Source organism: Paracoccus luteus, assembly GCF_004522155.1.
Classification (GTDB): Bacteria; Pseudomonadota; Alphaproteobacteria; order Rhodobacterales; family Rhodobacteraceae; genus Paracoccus; species Paracoccus luteus.
In genome coordinates, this window is sequence record NZ_SDEA01000006.1 from 1 (window position 1) to 19,279 (window position 19,279).

At 66.9% G+C, this 19,279-nt stretch carries 13 protein-coding genes and 2 CRISPR repeat arrays; of the genes, 2 read left to right on the forward strand and 11 right to left on the reverse strand.

Going from position 1 to position 19,279, the window contains the following annotated elements; genetic code table 11:
* Positions 1-266, forward strand: a 266-nt coding sequence (locus tag EPA64_RS16455) for a hypothetical protein (RefSeq protein WP_220443733.1), incomplete at its 5' end; no start/stop codon positions are given.
* A gap of 94 nt (positions 267-360) precedes the next feature.
* Here the strand turns inward: EPA64_RS16455 and EPA64_RS09090 are convergent.
* The gene (locus tag EPA64_RS09090) at positions 361-1,128 is read right to left on the reverse strand and encodes an AAA family ATPase (RefSeq protein ID WP_220443734.1); all 768 of its coding nucleotides are present in this window, start codon (positions 1,126-1,128) and stop codon (positions 361-363) included.
* A 451-nt stretch (positions 1,129-1,579) separates the two neighbouring features.
* Here EPA64_RS09090 and EPA64_RS09095 point away from each other — a divergent pair, with 451 nt between their 5' ends.
* Entirely contained in the window at positions 1,580-1,768 is a 189-nt protein-coding gene (locus tag EPA64_RS09095) for a MobA/MobL family protein (RefSeq protein ID WP_281278563.1), read from the forward strand.
* A 92-nt stretch (positions 1,769-1,860) separates the two neighbouring features.
* On the opposite strand, the gene EPA64_RS09100 is transcribed toward EPA64_RS09095, so the two are convergent.
* The 10 genes from EPA64_RS09100 to cas5c all read right to left on the reverse strand — a co-directional run bounded on the left by EPA64_RS09100 (position 1,861) and on the right by cas5c (position 19,228).
* Complete coding sequence (locus EPA64_RS09100; RefSeq protein ID WP_134725975.1) at positions 1,861-2,154, reverse strand: hypothetical protein; 294 nt, start codon at positions 2,152-2,154, stop codon at positions 1,861-1,863.
* 94 nt (positions 2,155-2,248) lie between these two features.
* The gene (locus tag EPA64_RS09105) at positions 2,249-3,121 is read right to left on the reverse strand and encodes a hypothetical protein (RefSeq protein ID WP_134725977.1); all 873 of its coding nucleotides are present in this window, start codon (positions 3,119-3,121) and stop codon (positions 2,249-2,251) included.
* Positions 3,122-3,545: 424 nt separating this feature from the next.
* Positions 3,546-3,947 (reverse strand): hypothetical protein, encoded by a 402-nt coding sequence (locus EPA64_RS09110; protein ID WP_134725979.1) that lies wholly within the window; start codon positions 3,945-3,947, stop codon positions 3,546-3,548.
* A gap of 58 nt (positions 3,948-4,005) precedes the next feature.
* Positions 4,006-4,395 carry a hypothetical protein gene (locus tag EPA64_RS09115; protein WP_134725981.1) on the reverse strand — a complete coding sequence of 130 codons (390 nt, stop codon included), beginning with the start codon at positions 4,393-4,395 and terminating at the stop codon, positions 4,006-4,008.
* Between the two features lie 54 nt (positions 4,396-4,449).
* Positions 4,450-4,948: direct repeats of the CRISPR family, unit length 32 nt.
* A 231-nt stretch (positions 4,949-5,179) separates the two neighbouring features.
* Positions 5,180-13,633: a CRISPR direct-repeat array (repeat unit 32 nt; unit sequence GTTTCGATCCACGCCCCCGGATGGGGGGCGAC).
* Positions 13,634-13,807: 174 nt separating this feature from the next.
* Positions 13,808-14,098 carry a CRISPR-associated endonuclease Cas2 gene (gene cas2, locus EPA64_RS09120; RefSeq protein ID WP_134725983.1) on the reverse strand — a complete coding sequence of 97 codons (291 nt, stop codon included), beginning with the start codon at positions 14,096-14,098 and terminating at the stop codon, positions 13,808-13,810.
* A 1-nt stretch (position 14,099) separates the two neighbouring features.
* Complete coding sequence (gene cas1c, locus EPA64_RS09125) at positions 14,100-15,131, reverse strand: type I-C CRISPR-associated endonuclease Cas1c (protein ID WP_134725985.1); 1,032 nt, start codon at positions 15,129-15,131, stop codon at positions 14,100-14,102.
* 9 nt (positions 15,132-15,140) lie between these two features.
* Positions 15,141-15,767, reverse strand: coding sequence for a CRISPR-associated protein Cas4 (cas4, locus tag EPA64_RS09130; protein ID WP_134725986.1), 627 nt, complete (start codon positions 15,765-15,767; stop codon positions 15,141-15,143).
* Complete coding sequence (gene cas7c / locus EPA64_RS09135; protein ID WP_134725987.1) at positions 15,754-16,725, reverse strand: type I-C CRISPR-associated protein Cas7/Csd2; 972 nt, start codon at positions 16,723-16,725, stop codon at positions 15,754-15,756. Before cas7c ends, cas4 begins: the two co-directional genes overlap by 14 nt.
* Positions 16,722-18,551 carry a type I-C CRISPR-associated protein Cas8c/Csd1 gene (gene cas8c / locus EPA64_RS09140; protein WP_167626638.1) on the reverse strand — a complete coding sequence of 610 codons (1,830 nt, stop codon included), beginning with the start codon at positions 18,549-18,551 and terminating at the stop codon, positions 16,722-16,724. The genes cas7c and cas8c overlap by 4 nt, the downstream gene beginning before the upstream one ends.
* Positions 18,548-19,228 (reverse strand): type I-C CRISPR-associated protein Cas5c, encoded by a 681-nt coding sequence (gene cas5c, locus EPA64_RS09145; protein WP_134725991.1) that lies wholly within the window; start codon positions 19,226-19,228, stop codon positions 18,548-18,550. The genes cas8c and cas5c overlap by 4 nt, the downstream gene beginning before the upstream one ends.
* Positions 19,229-19,279 lie beyond the last annotated feature (51 nt).

A 19,279-nucleotide genomic window follows, 5' to 3' on the forward strand; every position in this document is an offset into this window, starting at 1 on the left:
GCCCAGGTGTCCGGTCGAAACGGGGGCCAGTTCAGTTGGGGGGGTGGGCCAGGAAAACCAGTTTTTCTGCGGGGGAGAATTTCTGGGAGGCGAATAAGCTGCAAGTGATCAAGTTGCGGCACGGATCACCCCGTCGTTTGTCGATCCTCGATTTGTGTCTCTCTCCTGCGGCGGCGGTTCGCTTGGCGCAGAGCGTTGCGGAAGTGGGCTTCGCTCACTTGCTTGCCGCCTTCGAGAATCGAAATCTTCAACGCCTGAACGCATAGTTTCTCCAAATCCGCGTAAGAATAGCCTTTCAGCTCCGTGACGAAGGCTTCCGGGTCAAATGCGATATTTGTGTTTTTGAAAGTGTGAGCGAGGTTACTTCTTGATCATCCCTGTGTCAGGAAGCTCAAACCAGATAACTTCATCGAACCGCCGCCAGATTGCGGGATCGAGATCTCGGTCAAGGTTGGTCGCGGCAATGAGAAACCCGCTTGGCGCGATCTGCTCAATGAAAATCAGCAGGCTGTTGACGACCCGGCGCAGCTCGTTGTGTTCGCCGGATTCGTCTCTGGACCGGGCGAGTGCATCGAATTCATCGAAAAACAGCACACAGGGCTGCCGCCGGGCAAATTCAAAAGTTTTCCGGATATTGCTGGCAGTTTCCCCCAGATACGAAGAAATCAGGCTGTCGAGGCGAACATGGAAGAAGGGCAAGCCGAGCTCGGCTGCGAAGATCTCGGCGCAAAGGGTTTTGCCCGTGCCCGGAGGGCCACAAAAGAGCAGCTTCGATCTCACCGGAAGCCCATGTCGCTTCAAACGGTCTGCCTGCCGGAACTCCTGAATCAAACTGACGAACTGTTCCAAGTTTTCATGGGATAGCACGATATCTTGAGCATTGTGCTGTGGTTCGATCCGCTGAATGAGGTCCTTGGCCTTGTCAGGGAAGGGCAGGAGACGGGATAGCCCCGTCTTTGTTGAGGGAGAGGCCGTGCCGATATTCTCCAGCATTTTGCGCAGAGACCGCGCCAAGACATTGTTGTTCTTCTTTTCCTCGTCGGCAATGATCTGCTCGACAACGGCGCGGAACTCTTCGTCCCGGCCGTAGCTAGCGAGCAGTTTTTTCACCAGTTCGCCGCGGGCCAAGGGACAACCTCCACCCTCACTTTGTATCCGACCGGTAGACTGCTGACCATAGCTTATTGACGCTCTCGACCTTGTCGACGGTGTCGTGGCGCTTGTCGGCGATGCGGCTCATGCGCAAAGCCCATGACAGGTGCCGGATTCGAGGAGGCTGTCGAGGATACGCTCGCACTGGCACTGCGCTTCGGTCGCAACCCGATCCAGTGATGACCCTGCCGCTCCACGAACGTGCCCGCCTGCTCGACATGCGCTGCCGCGTGCAAGGTGGCAATTCCTTCGCCTCGACACCCTTGGCCGCGTGAGCATCACCCGAGACTTCGGTCCCGGTCGGCGGCCCTCTGGAATTATGTTGAGGTGTTCGACGTAAGGCAGGACGCCCAGCCTGCCCGAGAGGCGGAGTTCGCCATTCCACGCTGGTCAACAGGGCATCGAACTGGCCCGCGACTTCGCGCAGGTGGAATTTGTCGATCATGGCATGATCGCCGATTTGAATGTGCATTGGGTCATTGGCGAGGCCGGAAGCTCCAAACCCCATGCCCATGTCATGCTCACCATGCGCAAAGTCGGCGAGAAAGGGTTCGGCAAGAAGGTCCGCGACCGGATGGCGAGATGCTCCGAGATCGTCACCCGGGGCAATCGTTAGCCGGGCGCGCCGAATTCGGACGATGATAGTCAGACCGTCTGCTGAACGGCTGTACTACTTGGAATTCCTCTTCAAGCCCGCAAGCTGCTTCACTAGGGCCACGAGGAACGCTCCAGAGAACGAAATGATAAGAAGCGCCAGGATATACGGCGCTTTCCCTCATAGCTGACAACCCCCAGCATCTGCAGGAGGGTCGGCACGAGGACGCCGACAACCGCAATCAGGACATATGGGACGGCCTTGGTTATGACCTCGCGCTTTTGCTCGACGGTCAGCCGTTTGCCCTTTCCCAGGTCCAGAGTGCGCAGGCACTTGTTGAAGACGAGGCTTGCCATGAAAGCGGCGGCGATCGAGGCGGCGGCAACAAGAAACAGATCTTCGATCATCGGGCTCAGCCCAATCTCACGAGGACCATCGAGGATTCTCCGTGCGAAGGGCCGAGCAAAAGGACGTAGATTCCGGTCATGAAGCCGTGCTCTTTCATGACGACCTCACGGCAGCGGCGCCAGCAGCGGGCACGGTGTCAATGCGAAGGGCCGGCACATCATCGGCAAGAGCTATGATCGCGAGACTGACCGGGGTCGATGTCTGGTTCGAAAAGATGATGCGCGTCCCGACTTCCGGGTCCGTCGCGGCGGGCACCAGAACGGCGCTCATGCCCGACGAAAGGCCCTGATACAGACCGGTTTCCGACAACGGCGGGAGTTCACCAAGCACGCCGGAGATGCTCTCGACGCTAGGGGCCTGCAGTTGGAGTCCCTCCGAGGACGGGGAAACCGCGACGATGAGGAGTCGCCCCTGGCCATCGCGCCGGATATCAATCTCATACCGGCCACCCTCAAGCTGGGCGCGCCCGGACAGGATCGGTGGAGTGGCAGGGTTGTCGGCGCCTTGCGCAAAGGCGCGAAGGGTTGAGGTCCAGGAGACGATCCCGCCAACCAGGCTCTGGTCGCAGCGATCACCCAAACCGAACTCGCACCAGATGACGGTCGGCACCTCGGCGGTTTCCTTGATGATCTCCGCTTTTGCTGCGACGTTTAGGAAGCTCTCGCCGCCATCGACCATCCGCGTGAGATAGTCGGATTTCTGAACGCAGTAATTTGCAGGTAGACCGGTGGCCGACCCCGCGCCGAAGGCGGCGTATGGCCAGAAGAAGTCGCTGGTTGCGGCGGTCTGGTTGCAGACCACGTAATCTATCCTGCCTGACTGGCCCAGGATCCGCTCGGAATAGAAGTGATGCCCCCAAGCGTCTCGGGTCAGCCGGCTAAGTGGTGCGGCATCTTGGGCGTTCCCCGGCAGGGCGACGACTAGGGTGAGGCTCGCCGCAGTGAACGCAGAAATTCTACCGTTCATTCGCCCCTCGCTTTGCTTTGTGGAATTCTACGAAAGAAAACCGGCTTGACTACAGAGTACTTGCTTCACCACTTGGACCGGTATTCTGTATCGCCTACTGTGCGGCCGTGGCAGGGCAACTGTGGCTCGTCCCCAGGGCGGCGCCCCGGCGGCGCTTGGCAATGACTACCGGAGCATGAGCGAGGACGGGCTTCTGCTCGCGGACGCGCCGCCCTTCGAGGCTGTCAACCGGCGGTGCCGCAGTATCCAGGCCCGGGCCAATCAGACACGAAGCTGGTAGCGTTCGGATCGGCAGCCCAGCTTGGCATTGACAGATTGAGCGGGAAGGGTAAGGTCGAGGAAGAGAGGCTTGTCACGGCTTTCCCAGCGGCTGAGACCGATTTCCGTGTCCGTAGAGAGTGGCCGTAAAGGCGATCATCTCTTTTTATACAAAGAGTTCAAGCGAGTGTTGGTCTCGGTAGTTGCGTGCCCCCGCAACCATCTTTATTTGCTCGGGCCGCAAGTGAAGATTAGATCCTGTCCTCGCAGCCAACGAAACTTGACTCAGCAGCAAAGCGGCCTCCCTCGGGAGGCCGTTTGCATTTCGGCCATTGCGATCCCCCAAGAACAGCCGGACGGCCGAGCTGCGGATTTCCACCCGCAGCCCGTCCCGTGCAGTCTCGTCCGGCCAGACCGCGACGGTGCCCAGCAACTCCCGCAGGAGCTCGTTCGCTGTGACCATCTCGCCGCTTCGCTCGGCCTTCCCCTCACCCAATAGAAACGCAAACAACACGATGGTGCCGACGCGCAGCAGCGATGCGGATCGGTTGGTCGGATTGGTGGTCATGAATGTCTCGTTCTGATGTCATGGGGTCGCCGGCGCGTGCACGCGCCGGCAGGGAAATTCACACGATGCCGCGGCAGCGGCCGATGTACTTCTCGGACGCGAGGAGGTCGGCCACGTGCTCGGACGCCGCGAGGCATTCGAGCAGGGCCTCCAGCACGGGACCGATGGCGGCCGAGGTCTGGGCATCCGCCCGGTCCTGCAGGACGCGGGCAAGATCGTGCAGGTGCTGGCGCGCGTCCTTCGTGAGCGCGGAGCGGTCCTCGGCGATCTGTCGCAGGTCCGCCAGTCCGCGCCGCAGCGCGCAGGCGGTCTCGCCGTCGATCGCTTGGGACCGCGCGAGTGCGTGTCGTGCCGCCGCAATGGCGGTTGCGCCGATGTCCTCCAGACGCTCGAAATCGCTCGCGGGCCGCTGCTCGAGGACGAGATGATGGCGGGCGGGCGCGATCATTGCCGGCCCTCCTGCGCAGATGTCCGACAAGGATGTGCGTTCCTATTCGCTGATGTTTCGATCCACGCCCCCGCATGGGGGGCGACTTCCGCCCGCTTCAGGACAAGATGATCCGCGACGCGTTTCGATCCACGCCCCCGCATGGGGGGCGACGGGACATTGCAGGTCGCTTGGTCCACCGCGAGGCGGTTTCGATCCACGCCCCCGCATGGGGGGCGACGAACGTCACCGCGTCCTGCCCCAGCACGTCGGCGGTTTCGATCCACGCCCCCGCATGGGGGGCGACGTGCAGGGCTGGCGTGATGCGTTCACCGTCTGGGCGTTTCGATCCACGCCCCCGCATGGGGGCGACTTGGGGATCCTCTTGTGCTCGGCGATCTGCACCGGGTTTCGATCCACGCCCCCGCATGGGGGGCGACCCGCCAGCGCCTGGGCGCAGGGCTGGATGCTGGAGTTTCGATCCACGCCCCCGCATGGGGGGCGACACGATGGTCGGCGTCCGGCTTGCGCCGCTGCCGCCGTTTCGATCCACGCCCCCGCATGGGGGGCGACGTGCGGGTGCGCATGGACCAGACCGGCATGGGCGAGTTTCGATCCACGCCCCGCATGGGGGGCGACCGGCCGACGCGATGAACCGGCTGCGCGACAGTCTGTTTCGATCCACGCCCCCGCATGGGGGGCGACGGGCGGGTGCGCATGGACCAGACCGGCATGGGCGAGTTTCGATCCACGCCCCGCATGGGGGGCGCCCGGCCGACGCGATGAACCGGCTGCGCGACAGTCTGTTTCGATCCACGCCCCCGCATGGGGGGGCGACCCGCAGCGGACATCGTCATGCGGCGCCTGCGGGCAGTTTCGATCCACGCCCCCGCATGGGGGGCGACGGGCACTCTTTCCACCAACGAGGCATGACCATGAGTTTCGATCCACGCCCCCGCATGGGGGGCGACGGGCACTCTTTCCACCAACGAGGCATGACCATGAGTTTCGATCCACGCCCCCGCATGGGGGGCGACGGGCACTCTTTCCACCAACGAGGCATGACCATGAGTTTCGATCCACGCCCCCGCATGGGGGGCGACGGGCACTCTTTCCACCAACGAGGCATGACCATGAGTTTCGATCCACGCCCCCGCATGGGGGGCGACTGGGACGGCGACAAGGACGCGCTTCTGGCGCGGGTGTTTCGATCCACGCCCCCGCATGGGGGGCGACACCCCCTATTCATGGAGGCCGACATGGCTGTGAAGTTTCGATCCACGCCCCCGCATGGGGGGCGACCTTCGGACGCGATGACCTGCCCGACCAGCCGCTCGTTTCGATCCACGCCCCCGCATGGGGGGCGACGTTATAACCGACAGCACGTCACCAGATTGCCCGGTGTTTCGATCCACGCCCCCGCATGGGGGGCGACGACCGCGCCCCAGGGTCCGATCGGCAGCGTGAAGTTTCGATCCACGCCCCCGCATGGGGGGCGACAGAAGTCTGCGGCCGCCAAGCTCGTCTTCGACGTGTTTCGATCCACGCCCCCGCATGGGGGGCGACAGCGGCGGGACCGGCTCATTCGGGAGCGATCGAAGTTTCGATCCACGCCCCCGCATGGGGGGCGACCAGCCGCTCGGCCGTCGCGTCGAAGTCGAAGCTCTGTTTCGATCCACGCTCCCGCATGGGGGGCGACACATCAGCGCGTCGGCGGCTGCCTTGATCGTCGGGTTTCGATCCACGCCCCCGCATGGGGGGCGACCTTCGTCGGCCATCGGGCGCGGGAACGTCAGGGTGTTTCGATCCACGCCCCCGCATGGGGGGCGACGCCAAAATGATCGACCGGCTGGCCGGCCATGCCGTTGTTTCGATCCACGCTCCCGCGTGGGGGGCGACACATCAGCGCGTCGGCGGCTGCCGTGATCGTCGGGTTTCGCGCCACGCCCCCGCAGGGGGGGCGACCGGGCTTGGCGATCCAGTCGATGCCGAAGCCAGAGTTTCGATCCACGCCCCCGCATGGGGGGCGACCGGGCTTGGCGATCCAGTCGATGCCGAAGCCAGAGTTTCGATCCACGCCCCCGCATGGGGGGCGACGTCAAAATGATCGACCGGCTGGCCGGCCATGCCGTTGTTTCGATCCACGCCCCCGCATGGGGGGCGACCGTCGAAAAGCTGTCATCCCTGCCGCAACCTAGGTTTCGATCCACGCCCCCGCATGGGGGGCGACGACCGTGGAGAAGATCCGGCTCAAGACCCCGAAGTTTCGATCCACGCCCCCGCATGGGGGGCGACGAGCCGTCCTACATTGTGCGTAAGGGCGATGAGGTTTCGATCCACGCCCCCGCATGGGGGGCGACCTCAAGACCCTGACGATCATGTGGGACGGCGAAGTTTCGATCCACGCCCCCGCATGGGGGGCGACCGATCATCCCTGCGAATGTCCCGGCGAACACAAAGTTTCGATCCACGCCCCCGCATGGGGGGGCGCCGAATGTGCGGCAGAAATGCCGCGTCGGTGTCCAAGTTTCGATCCCCGCCCCCGCATGGGGGGCGACCGATCATCCCTGCGAATGTCCCGGCGAACACAAAGTTTCGATCCACGCCCCCGCATGGGGGGCGACCTCCAGACCCTGACGATCATGTGGGACGGCGAAGTTTCGATCCACGCCCCCGCATGGGGGGGCGACGAATGTGCGGCAGAAATGCCGCGTCGGTGTCAAAGTTTCGATCCACGCCCCCGCATGGGGGGCGACCTGCCACGGCTTCTGGCTGTTGCGCATCGTGGCGATGTTTCGATCCACGCCCCCGCATGGGGGGCGACAGCGCGATCCGGTGATCCGGGAACGCGTCCTGCGCGTTTCGATCCACGCCCCCGCATGGGGGGCGACCCGTGGCAGCAGGGCAGCCACTCTCACCGTGAAAGGTTTCGATCCACGCCCCCGCATGGGGGGCGACCTCGGAAGCGGGTGCGGAAATTAACATGGGGCCGTTTCGATCCACGCCCCCGCATGGGGGGCGACAGGCCTGCGCCGTCTTGTCCGCGAACGTCTCGGCGTTTCGATCCACGCCCCCGCATGGGGGGCGACGAACACCCTGGAACGCCGGCCGCGCCATCCCCTTGTTTCGATCCACGCCCCCGCATGGGGGGCGACATGCTGGGGACCGGCTGTCGGCCTGGCGAGTGCTTGTTTCGATCCACGCCCCCGCATGGGGGGCGACCGGCCTGCGCCGTCTTGTCCGCGAACGTCTCGGCGTTTCGATCCACGCCCCCGCATGGGGGGCGACGAGCACCCTGGAACGCCGGCCGCGCCATCCCCTTGTTTCGATCCACGCCCCCGCATGGGGGGCGACATGCTGGGGACCGGCTGTCGGCCTGGCGAGTGCTTGTTTCGATCCACGCCCCCGCATGGGGGGCGACCGGCGGGCACCGTGGCGTCCGACAGCGGCCAGTCGTTTCGATCCACGCCCCCGCATGGGGGGCGACGTAGGGGTCGGTCAGCCCGGCGAACTGGTTGACGGTGTTTCGATCCACGCCCCCGCATGGGGGGCGACATTTCCAGCCGCATACGGGCGGGCAGTTGCCGCATGTTTCGATCCACGCCCCCGCATGGGGGGCGACCAAACCCATTCCGGCGCGATGTTCAGGGCAACGGTGTTTCGATCCACGCCCCCGGATGGGGGGCGACCAGTGACGACGCAGGGTATGAAGACGGCCTGACGGGTTTCGATCCACGCCCCCGGATGGGGGCGACTCGGCCAGCGCGGCAGGATCAGGGGCGCGCTGCCAGTTTCGATCCACGCCCCCGGATGGGGGGCGACCCGTCGTGACGTAAAGCGCCGCGCCGTTGTTCAGAAAGTTTCGATCCACGCCCCCGGATGGGGGGCGACCGGCCGCCGACCGTGACCGTGCCATCGCGCTCGGGTTTCGATCCACGCCCCCGGATGGGGGGCGACCTTCCGGTCGGTGACTGCATGGGCGCGCGGGGTCGGGTTTCGATCCACGCCCCCGGATGGGGGGCGACCTGCTGTTGGTGGTCAGTTCGCCCGCATCGCCCCTGTTTCGATCCACGCCCCCGGATGGGGGGCGACTTCCGACCAGACGACGCGCGCGGGCAGCGTCTCGCGTTTCGATCCACGCCCCCGGATGGGGGGCGACGCGTGGTGCGCGGCGCGCCGCGGGTGCCGATCAGGTTTCGATCCACGCCCCCGGATGGGGGGCGACTATGATCCGCCCTGTCGAAGGGGTCGTATATGCTTGTTTCGATCCACGCCCCCGGATGGGGGGCGACGCGGGCATCACGGTCGAGGAGGCCCGCACCGTGATGTTTCGATCCACGCCCCCGGATGGGGGGCGACCCGCGCCGCGCGTTTCGTTTTCCTCGACATATTGGTTTCGATCCACGCCCCCGGATGGGGGGCGACATCACGATCCCTGCCTGCACCAGCATTTGGATCTGGTTTCGATCCACGCCCCCGGATGGGGGGCGACGGGATGGTCAGGCGGGGCATACAGGGCATCTCCTAGTTTCGATCCACGCCCCCGGATGGGGGGCGACGTCCAGCGCCCGCGCGGCGGGGCGTTGCGCCGGAAGTTTCGATCCACGCCCCCGGATGGGGGGCGACTTGCAATGACCCCAAGCAGCACATCGATCTGACGTATGTTTCGATCCACGCCCCCGGATGGGGGGCGACCAAGCGACTATGGCCCTTGGATCATCAGGGCCGGAGTTTCGATCCACGCCCCCGGATGGGGGGCGACTTTTCCTCGTCATCATCGCCGCCCAAGGCCAGCGGTTTCGATCCACGCCCCCGGATGGGGGGCGACCCGCCCCGCGCGGGCGGCCATCCCGAGTGCCAGTTGTTTCGATCCACGCCCCCGGATGGGGGGCGACGCGACTTCATCAGTCCGCGCCATGTGCTGTCGATGTTTCGATCCACGCCCCCGGATGGGGGGCGACGCGAGTGCTTCGCCATCGTCCTCGGCGACGGTGGCGTTTCGATCCACGCCCCCGGATGGGGGGCGACCATCTCTACAGCCATCAGTCGGGGCGTGATGTGCCAGTTTCGATCCACGCCCCCGGATGGGGGGCGACCAGGGACGGCCCAATTGTCAGCAGCGCCTGATTGTTTCGATCCACGCCCCCGGATGGGGGGCGACTAGCGCGCCGCGTCGCTCGTCGGCAGCTCGCCGTCGTTTCGATCCACGCCCCCGGATGAGGGGCGCCCCGACTGGCCGGTCGCAGGTGACTACGCCGCGGCCGTTTCGATCCACGCCCCCGGATGGGGGGCGACGCGACCAGGCTGTCGGGCCGCGCGCCCTTGACCGTGTTTCGATCCACGCCCCCGGATGGGGGGCGACTAGCGCGCCGCGTCGCTCGTCGGCAGCTCGCCGTCGTTTCGATCCACGCCCCCGGATGAGGGGCGACCCGACTGGCCGGTCGCAGGTGACTACGCCGCGGCCGTTTCGATCCACGCCCCCGGATGGGGGGCGACGCGACCAGGCTGTCGGGCCGCGCGCCCTTGACCGTGTTTCGATCCACGCCCCCGGATGGGGGGCGACCTACCGCATCAGGAATGTTTCGGAGAGAGAAATTGAGTTTCGATCCACGCCCCCGGATGGGGGGCGACGCGGGTTCTGGTGGTCGGTGTCGAACCTCGAGCTGTTTCGATCCACGCCCCCGGATGGGGGGCGACACTTGCTGCCCCAGCAGAACGTGCTGATCGACCGGTTTCGATCCACGCCCCCGGATGGGGGGCGACGGATGAAGAACCCGCCGCCGATGCCCCGTGTCTGGTTTCGATCCACGCCCCCGGATGGGGGGCGACAGGCGATCCTTGCCGACCTGACCGCGCTGGCCGGGTTTCGATCCACGCCCCCGGATGGGGGGCGACGGGCGTGCCCCGTCGGTCGAGGGTGACGGCGTGACGTTTCGATCCACGCCCCCGGATGGGGGGCGACATCGCGCCGACGAACAGCGGCTCGGGCGCAGCGACGTGACGTTTCGATCCACGCCCCCGGATGGGGGGCGACCGGTCCTGCGACAGCGCAAGCCCGACCTCGACGTTGTTTCGATCCACGCCCCCGGATGGGGGGCGACGGGCGTGCCCCGTCGGTCGAGGGTGACGGCGTGACGTTTCGATCCACGCCCCCGGATGGGGGGCGACATCGCGCCGACGAACAGCGGCTCGGGCGCAGCGACGTGACGTTTCGATCCACGCCCCCGGATGGGGGGCGACCGGTCCTGCGACAGCGCAAGCCCGACCTCGACGTTGTTTCGATCCACGCCCCCGGATGGGGGGCGACTCCACCAGCGCTTCGCGCCGCCCTGGAAATCCATGTTTCGATCCACGCCCCCGGATGGGGGGCGACAGCAGCCGCGACAGCTTCGGCAGCTTGGCGGCGCGGTTTCGATCCACGCCCCCGGATGGGGGGCGACTGGTCGCCCCGGCGCTGCGAGTGGTCTCAAAGCCGTTTCGATCCACGCCCCCGGATGGGGGGCGACCGATGACCCCGCCGCCGACGCGCTTGGTGGTGTAGTTTCGATCCACGCCCCCGGATGGGGGGCGACACGAACCCCTATCCGTGGAACCCGGCCGCCGAGGAGTTTCGATCCACGCCCCCGGATGGGGGGCGACGCGGCAATGCGGTCATCGGGCAAATCCTTTTGCGGTTTCGATCCACGCCCCCGGATGGGGGGCGACGCGGCAATGCGGTCATCGGGCAAATCCTTTTGCGGTTTCGATCCACGCCCCCGGATGGGGGGCGACCCGGCGGTCACGTCATATTCGCTCTCGGCCAGCCTGTTTCGATCCACGCCCCCGGATGGGGGGCGACGTACCACGACCCGGCTGCCCTGCACCTCGGCCTGTTTCGATCCACGCCCCCGGATGGGGGGCGACGCAGCCGGGGCCGGCGCTGTCCATCCGCGAACCGGTTTCGATCCACGCCCCCGGATGGGGGGCGACCCGCGCGGCGGCCGCACGTTCAGACCACGTCGGAGGTTTCGATCCACGCCCCCGGATGGGGGGCGACCTGCCACGTCTGCCCGCCTGCGGCCAGGTCGCCGTTTCGATCCACGCCCCCGGATGGGGGGCGACGTGATGAGCCGCACCATGCGTGGCGCCGGGCGGCGTTTCGATCCACGCCCCCGGATGGGGGGCGACCAGGGACCAGCTCCTCGAACTCCATCCCGCGCCGGTTTCGATCCACGCCCCCGGATGGGGGGCGACCGACATCCATCCCCTGAATATCCGCTGGCGTCCAGTTTCGATCCACGCCCCCGGATGGGGGGCGACGCGCGCGGCCCGACAGCCTGGTCGCCGAGGTCAAGGTTTCGATCCACGCCCCCGGATGGGGGGCGACCAGGGACCAGCTCCTCGAACTCCATCCCGCGCCGGTTTCGATCCACGCCCCCGGATGGGGGGCGACCGGCAACCGCCAAGATCGAATCCCTGACCGGCAAGTTTCGATCCACGCCCCCGGATGGGGGGCGACTGTTGGCGAGAGCACGGCAACAGCCGCCCCGAATGTTTCGATCCACGCCCCCGGATGGGGGGCGACGGCCGGCGAGGTTGAACGTGCGCTTCATCATGATGTTTCGATCCACGCCCCCGGATGGGGGGCGACGTNTCGATCCACGCCCCCGGATGGGGGGCGACAAAAGCCGCCGACCTTTGCAGACTTCGTTGGCGTGTTTCGATCCACGCCCCCGGATGGGGGGCGACCGCCGGCGAGGTTGAACGTGCGCTTCATCATGATGTTTCGATCCACGCCCCCGGATGGGGGGCGACGTTATGCACCTGCCCGTGGTGCAGCACGATGAGCTGTTTCGATCCACGCCCCCGGATGGGGGGCGACCGGCGATGCCGAGGCGGTCGACCAGTTCGGCCATGGTTTCGATCCACGCCCCCGGATGGGGGGCGACAGGTCGGGATGATGCGGACCAACCTGGTCGGGCTGTTTCGATCCACGCCCCCGGATGGGGGGCGACCTGCTGGCGACGGTCAAATCCACCCGCATCATCTAGTTTCGATCCACGCCCCCGGATGGGGGGCGACGTTCGTCGCTTGGCAACGGCTATCGCGCAGGACGTTTCGATCCACGCCCCCGGATGGGGGGCGACTTTGCGCAGTTCAAGGCGGGCATCGCGGCGATCTGGTTTCGATCCACGCCCCCGGATGGGGGGCGACGTTCGTCGCTTGGCAACGGCTATCGCGCAGGACGTTTCGATCCACGCCCCCGGATGGGGGGCGACGCGGTCATCGTCCCGGTCGTCGCCATCTCGCGCAGGTTTCGATCCACGCCCCCGGATGGGGGGCGACTTTGCGCAGTTCAAGGCGGGCATCGCGGCGATCTGGTTTCGATCCACGCCCCCGGATGGGGGGCGACCAGGTCTCCGCCCGGATCCCCAGCAATCGCTAGACGTTTCGATCCACGCCCCCGGATGGGGGGCGACGGCCCCAGCACCGACACCACAACTCGGGTGCGGCTGTTTCGATCCACGCCCCCGGATGGGGGGCGACTCGCTGGCCCGGTACGTGGTTGACGCGCAGGTGCTGGCTGTTTCGATCCACGCCCCCGGATGGGGGGCGACGACCGTGAGGCCCCAGACGTTGTGGATCATCATGTTTCGATCCACGCCCCCGGATGGGGGGCGACCCGGCCCGACACAGCCCCTGAACCCGTCACTCTCGTTTCGATCCACGCCCCCGGATGGGGGGCGACGGGGCTGATGACCGTCGGCTGCAGCGATGCCGCCAGTTTCGATCCACGCCCCCGGATGGGGGGCGACGGTCCAGCAGGGCCTCCTGGGTGTCCGGCGGATTGTTTCGATCCACGCCCCCGGATGGGGGGCGACAGTTTCATGACGTGCCTCTCCCGTCTCGATGTGGATTGTTTCGATCCACGCCCCCGGATGGGGGGCGACTCCACGACGGGCTTCACAAACACTGGCATCAGCCCGTTTCGATCCACGCCCCCGGATGGGGGGCGACGTCACGGGGCCGGCGGGCAGGGATGCGACAGACGTTTCGATCCACGCCCCCGGATGGGGGGCGACGCCCCAGCACCGACACCACAACTCGGGTGCGGCTGTTTCGATCCACGCCCCCGGATGGGGGGCGACGATCGACCGCGCAGCCGCGGGCTTGGCCGTCGTGGTTTCGATCCACGCCCCCGGATGGGGGGCGACTCGAGGAGACCATGCGACATTCCGCTGTGGGATGTTTCGATCCACGCCCCCGGATGGGGGGCGACGGCCCCTCAATATGCCATTGAAAAAGCGAACAAAAGCTGCCCGAAGCTGCGGATCGCGCTGCGCGGGTGGCGCCGAGCAAGGTTCGAATGGATGGTGGTTGGAAATAAGACGCGTCTTCAAGCGTTTAGCTCTGTTGCGAACCGGCCAGTAAAAATGCGCCCGCTTGGGGTTCGCTACACGATCAGCGTGCCCTCTGGATCGGCTGAGGGCTTGGCTCCCACATGCTCGACCCGCCGCCGCCATTCCCGCCCTAACACATAGAAGCGAAGGGAGTCGTGCTCGGCGTCGATCAAGCCGACCAGCCTTGCGCGCAAGCGCACCCAGAGTGCCGGGTCGAGGTCGCACTCGAAGACCGAGAACTGGACCCGCTGCCCGTAATCTTCGCAGGCTCGAGCGACCTGTCGCAGGCGTCGCCGCCCTTCCTTCGTGTCCGTCCGAACATCGTAGGTCACGAGCACCAGCATGTCAGCCCCACAGAAAGGCAGGATATCCGTCCAACTCGCCCCGCAGGTGCCGCGCCAGAAGCTGGGCCTGCAACTGCGGAAAAAGGCCGAGCGGGGCCGCCTCGTCAAACCAGGCATGGCGGAGTTCGTTGCGCTTGCGCGCCTGCCATGCCTCGATCACCGCGCGCCGCCCCCGCTCGGTCAGCAGCACCGCACCTGTCTCCTGATGCTCGAAATCCGCCGGTTCCATCTGTCGGCGGTTAACCAGCGTAAGCGCGACGCGGTCGGCCATGGGCGCGCGGAACTCCTCCATGAGATCGAGCGCGAGCGACATCCGACCAGGGCGATCGCGGTGAAGAAAGCCCATCTGCGGGTCGAGCCCGTGCACCTCGCAGGCAGCACGGGCGTCGGCAGCGAGGAGCACGTAGAGAAAGGACAGCAGCGCATTCACCGGGTCGAGCGGCGGGCGGCGCGAGCGCCCCCGGAAGGAGCCCGCAAGATCGGGATTCCGAAGGAGGTGCGGGAAGACTGACCAGTAGACGGCTCCGCCGTCGCCCTCCTGGCCGCGCAGCGCATCGAGGTCGGGAGCCGACAGAGCAAGGCGGGCAGCGTAATACAGGCGCGTCTCGGCCGCCTCGACCGCCTCGCGGCCCGGCGCGTCGGCGTGGTCGCGCAGGTGGCGACGTAGGACGGCCCTCTGATTGGCGAGCTTGGCAGCGACCATGGCGCGCGCGACCGGCAGGGATCGCGCCGGATCGGCGGTCGCCGCGTGCTGGGCGCGGCGCAACAGCACGTTGCCCGTCATGGGCCCCTCGACGCGGCCGAGGAGCCGTCCCGAATAGGACAGGAAGGAGACCGAGATCCCGACCTCCATCGCGAAACCGAGAACGGCGGGGGACACCGAGACCTGACCGAGGCAGACGATCTGGCCGAGCAGATGCGCGGGCGTGCGCGCCCGGGTGGTGCCGTCCACGTCCACGGCCATGGTCTCGCCGTCCTTGCGCAGATGCGCGCCCTCGGAGGTCACATAGAGGGTGTTGAGCATCCGCCTCATCGCTTTCTCCTATTCCGGCACCGCTGCGCGCTCGATCCGCCGCGCGAGCCACGTCTGGGCACCGTCGGCACGCGCCTCGGGCCGGCAGCCCTCACGCAACGAGCAGGCCTCGCACCGCGAGGGCTCATAGACAGGCCGCGGCACCCGGCCTTCGGCGACCGCCGCGCGTGCCTCCCCTGCCACCTGTCGCGTGAGTTCGCGCAATGGCGCGTCGAAGGCGACCACCTGACGCCGCCGGCTCTGGCCGTAGAACAGCGCGCCATCCGGGATTGCCCTTCCGGTCATTTCCTCGAGGCACATCGCCTGCGCGCAGAGCTGGACCTCGTCGGCACGGTGGGCCTTGGGGCGGCCGCGCTTGTATTCCACCGGATAGGGCTGCGATCCCCGCATCTCCACGACATCGGCCACGCCATGCAGCCCCAGCGTCGCCGAGGCCACCTGCACGGCGCGCAGCGTGCGAATGCCGTCCCGCGTATCAGGCCGGCCAGAGTCCGCGCGCTCGTGCAGAACGCGGCCCTCGGCCGTAAGTGTGTTCTCGACCCAGAGTCGCTCGACATGAATGAGCGCACACTGGCGGGGGCAGAAGAGCCAGTGCTGGAGCGCGGAAATCGGCAGGCTGTCGTCACCAGGGCTCATGGATCGTCACGCCTTGCGGCAGGTCGTGGTCGTCCACCTCGATGCGGTAGTCCCGGAAGGCGCGGGCGGGTGGCCAGTTATGGGTGCGGGTGTCGCCCGCCGGGACCGCCTCGCCGTCCTGCACGCGGCTCACCGTAACCCGCTCGAACAGTCGGTGCGCCTGGGCGTTGCCAAGCGGGCTCTCGTGGCGGAAACCGATCAGCCGCCGGGCCGCCATGACCCCGCGCGAAGCGGAGCGGTCGAGATCGAGCATTGCGCCAAGCGCCTCCCACAGCAGCGCCAGATCCTCCTCCGAGAAGCCGGTGCGCCGGGCGAGGGGAGCATTGACGAAGCCGTGGACGCGGTAGAGCCCGTAGGGCACCACCGCCTTGCGGCCCATCGTACGCTCCTTGTCCCGGTCCTTTTCGTTGGTGACGGAGGAGCGGGTGATCGACACTTCGAGCGGCATGATCGCCTCCTCGGAGCAGGCGAAGGAGAGCTGCACGGGCCCGCGCACTTGACCTGCGTTGATGCCGGTGGACATTACGGCGCCGAAGGTGCGGATGTCCCAGAAGTTCGCGCACATCCAGCCGGTGAGGCGTCGCGCATCGGCGTCGGCCTTGGGAAGCTTCGAGTAGTCGCCCGCCTTGTCCGGTTTGATTCCGGTGGCCTTCCACGCCTCCTCGTGCGCCTCGTTCAGCACCGCGCGCTCGGTGAAGTAGATGCGGTGGCCGGGCTGGCCCGCGCGGGCCTCGGCCACGTAGTTGCGGACCTTCCGCTTGATCGAGACGTCCGACATCAGCCCATGATTGGTCTCGGGGTCCATCCGGGGCATGTTGCCCGCGTCGGGGTCGCCGTTCGGGTTGCCGTTCGTCACGTCGAGGAACAGGACGAAGTCCCAGCGGTTGGCGAGGGGCGTGCCGCGCCCCGGCTCCGCCGCCGATGCGGCCCCGAGGTTGAGTTGGTCCTGCGCGGTCATTCGTCGTCTCCCTGGTCCGGCGTCTCGATCAGCGCCTCGGCGGCGTCCTCGGCCTTGGTGTAGAAGGCAGAGATTTGGTGGTAGAAGCCGATGAAGAAGCGGCCCTGCTCCTCCAGCGGCAGCGCGCCGGGCAGCGGCACTCCGCCCGGCAGGTGGCCGAGGATCGCGGCGACGGCGCGATCCGCCTTCACCCCCGCGCCAGCCTTCATCCCGCCCGCCTTGCGGAGCGCGTCGAGATTGTGCTCGTACCCCCGCATCAACGCCGGGAAGACCCGCGCCGGCGTGGCCGAGGCCGCGCCCATGTACTTGGCACGCAAGCCCGCGCCCCTCTCCTGATAACTTCGCTCGGCATAGGCGTAGGCGCCAAAGAGGCGCCCCAGCAGATAGGCCACGTCGTCGGCTTCCTCGTCGAGCGCCACCGGCACCTCCAGCTTGTGGTTGCGGATCAGAACGGCCCGGAGCAGCGCCGCCCGGCGGCCGTCCAGGTTACCGTCCCGTTTGGGATCAGGGTCGCCCTCTACCCGCAGTCGGCCAATGACCGCGGCCAGCAACGTGGCGGGGTAGGGGCTGCCCGAGAGGATCGCGCGCATGAGGTCGCCGCCGAGCGTGGGCGAAATCTTCTTCGCGTCCCGCTGCGGCGCAAGATCATAGAGCAGCGACCAGGGCTTGGGCAGGCGCAGGGTGCCGGCCTTCTGGAATGGCGAAGGCTCGATGGCGCATTCGTTCCAGAACGCGACGATGTGCCGCGCAAGATCGCCCAGCGTTCCGGGATGCCAAAACCGCACCGACAGCCGCGCCGCATTCGACGCGAGGCCCAGGACGAAAACCTGCGTGGTAGGATGGAGCGCGGTGCCCTCGGGCACGCGGCCGTGCGCCACGGCTGCCAGCTTGGACCTGAGCACCTCCTCGTCTTGCTCGTCGGTCTCAACTCCCGCGTCGCCATGCCATGCCGCGCGCAGCAGGTCCTCCACCTGCTCCTCGGAGAGTGCCGCGTCGCCACGCGCCCAGAAAGCCACCGTGGCGTCGCCAATGCGGAGGTTGTTTCCCGAGCCCCGCGCGAGCAGCGCGTTGAGCGCGGTTCCGTAAGCGAAGGCGGCAGCCTCGGAAGTGGGGGCGTTTTCGCCTTGAACTTTACCGTGCGAGGTCTCGGCATCGTTGTTGAAGGAAACGAGCGAAGCGCCCGAACTCTGCGCCCCAGGCACGCCCTTGATCGTTGGATGCAGCCGCACCAGTGGTCCGAAGCGACCGGTCACAAGACACATCGCCCCCTCTTCGCTCTCGGGGGTGAGCAGGAGCGCGAGCGCCTCCGCCCGGTCGTGAAGCCAATCCTCCTCGCCGACTCGGAAGACAACGTTCTGATCGAGCAGCGGCAGGGCATCGGGGAAGCGCGCAAAGTGCGAGGGCTCCCACGTCCGGCAGAAAGCGACAAAGGCGTTGAGCGCCTCGTCCTCGACGCCTTCGAGGAGTGCGAGTTGCGCCTCGCGGAAGGCCGCGTGCTCGGCTGCGGTCCGCCCTCCCTGGCCAGCGAAGGATTTGCCTTCGGGTCCGGGCACGGCCGTAACGCCCAACGCGTAGGCCGTCTTGTCCCATAGGAGGTTCGACCTTACTCCAGAGGTCCGCTTAACGGCTGCGGGCACCGCCAGCTTGCGCGGCTGCATCTTTCCCCTCGCGTCCGGCGCGAGGAGCGGCCGGATCGCCTCCACCGACCCGTCGCGTCTCAGCACCACCTCCGCTCCCACGCTCTCGGTCGAGAACCCCGCCCGAGGCCAGCCCGCGCGAGCCGCGCGGCGTTCGTAGAGGGACGCGAGTTCCTGAAGAACCGTCACGCCGCCGTCCCTTGGGCGAGGCATTTCCGCACGTCGATCACCCCGTCCTCCATGATCGCGTGGAAGAACACCGACCGCCGCCCGTTCGCATAGTCGATATCGTGAAGCATCCATCCGAGGTCGCGGTCCCGCGCCTCATCCGGCAGCGCCGATGGCGGAAACACCTTCACCAGCTCGACGTCGGCCGGAAATTCGCGCACGCCGAGGCAGGGCTGATGGAAATGTTGACCTTTCGCGGCACGGCGGCGGAACATCTCGGCGTGCTTGGCTGCACTATCCTCCGGTCCGGCCCTGTCCGTGATCTCGAAGCGCGCCTCGATGCCATAGGCCACGTCCACGAGGCACAGCATGGCACGCTGCTGGCGGTCCTCGTCCACCCGCAGGCCAAGGCCCTCGACGCTGCCGCGCCCCATTGCCGTTCGCGCCGCGCGCTCGGGGATCTTGGAGGCCACCTCGTTGCGCCGGATCGTCTGAAATCGGATAGGCTTCAGCACATGGATGCGGTTCACGACCCAACGGATCGCGGGCTTCCAGTGAATGGCCTCGAGGATGCCGCGCGCGGCCGATGGCGTCATCACGTCATAGGAGACCCGCTCGACCTTCATTTCGGGACGGGTGAAGCACGCATGGCGTCCCCGCGCGACCAGCCGAAAACCCGCATCGTCCTGATTCGACAATCTTCTGCATCCATCTCTGTCCTTCGCGGCACGCTATGGGCTCAGCCCCCG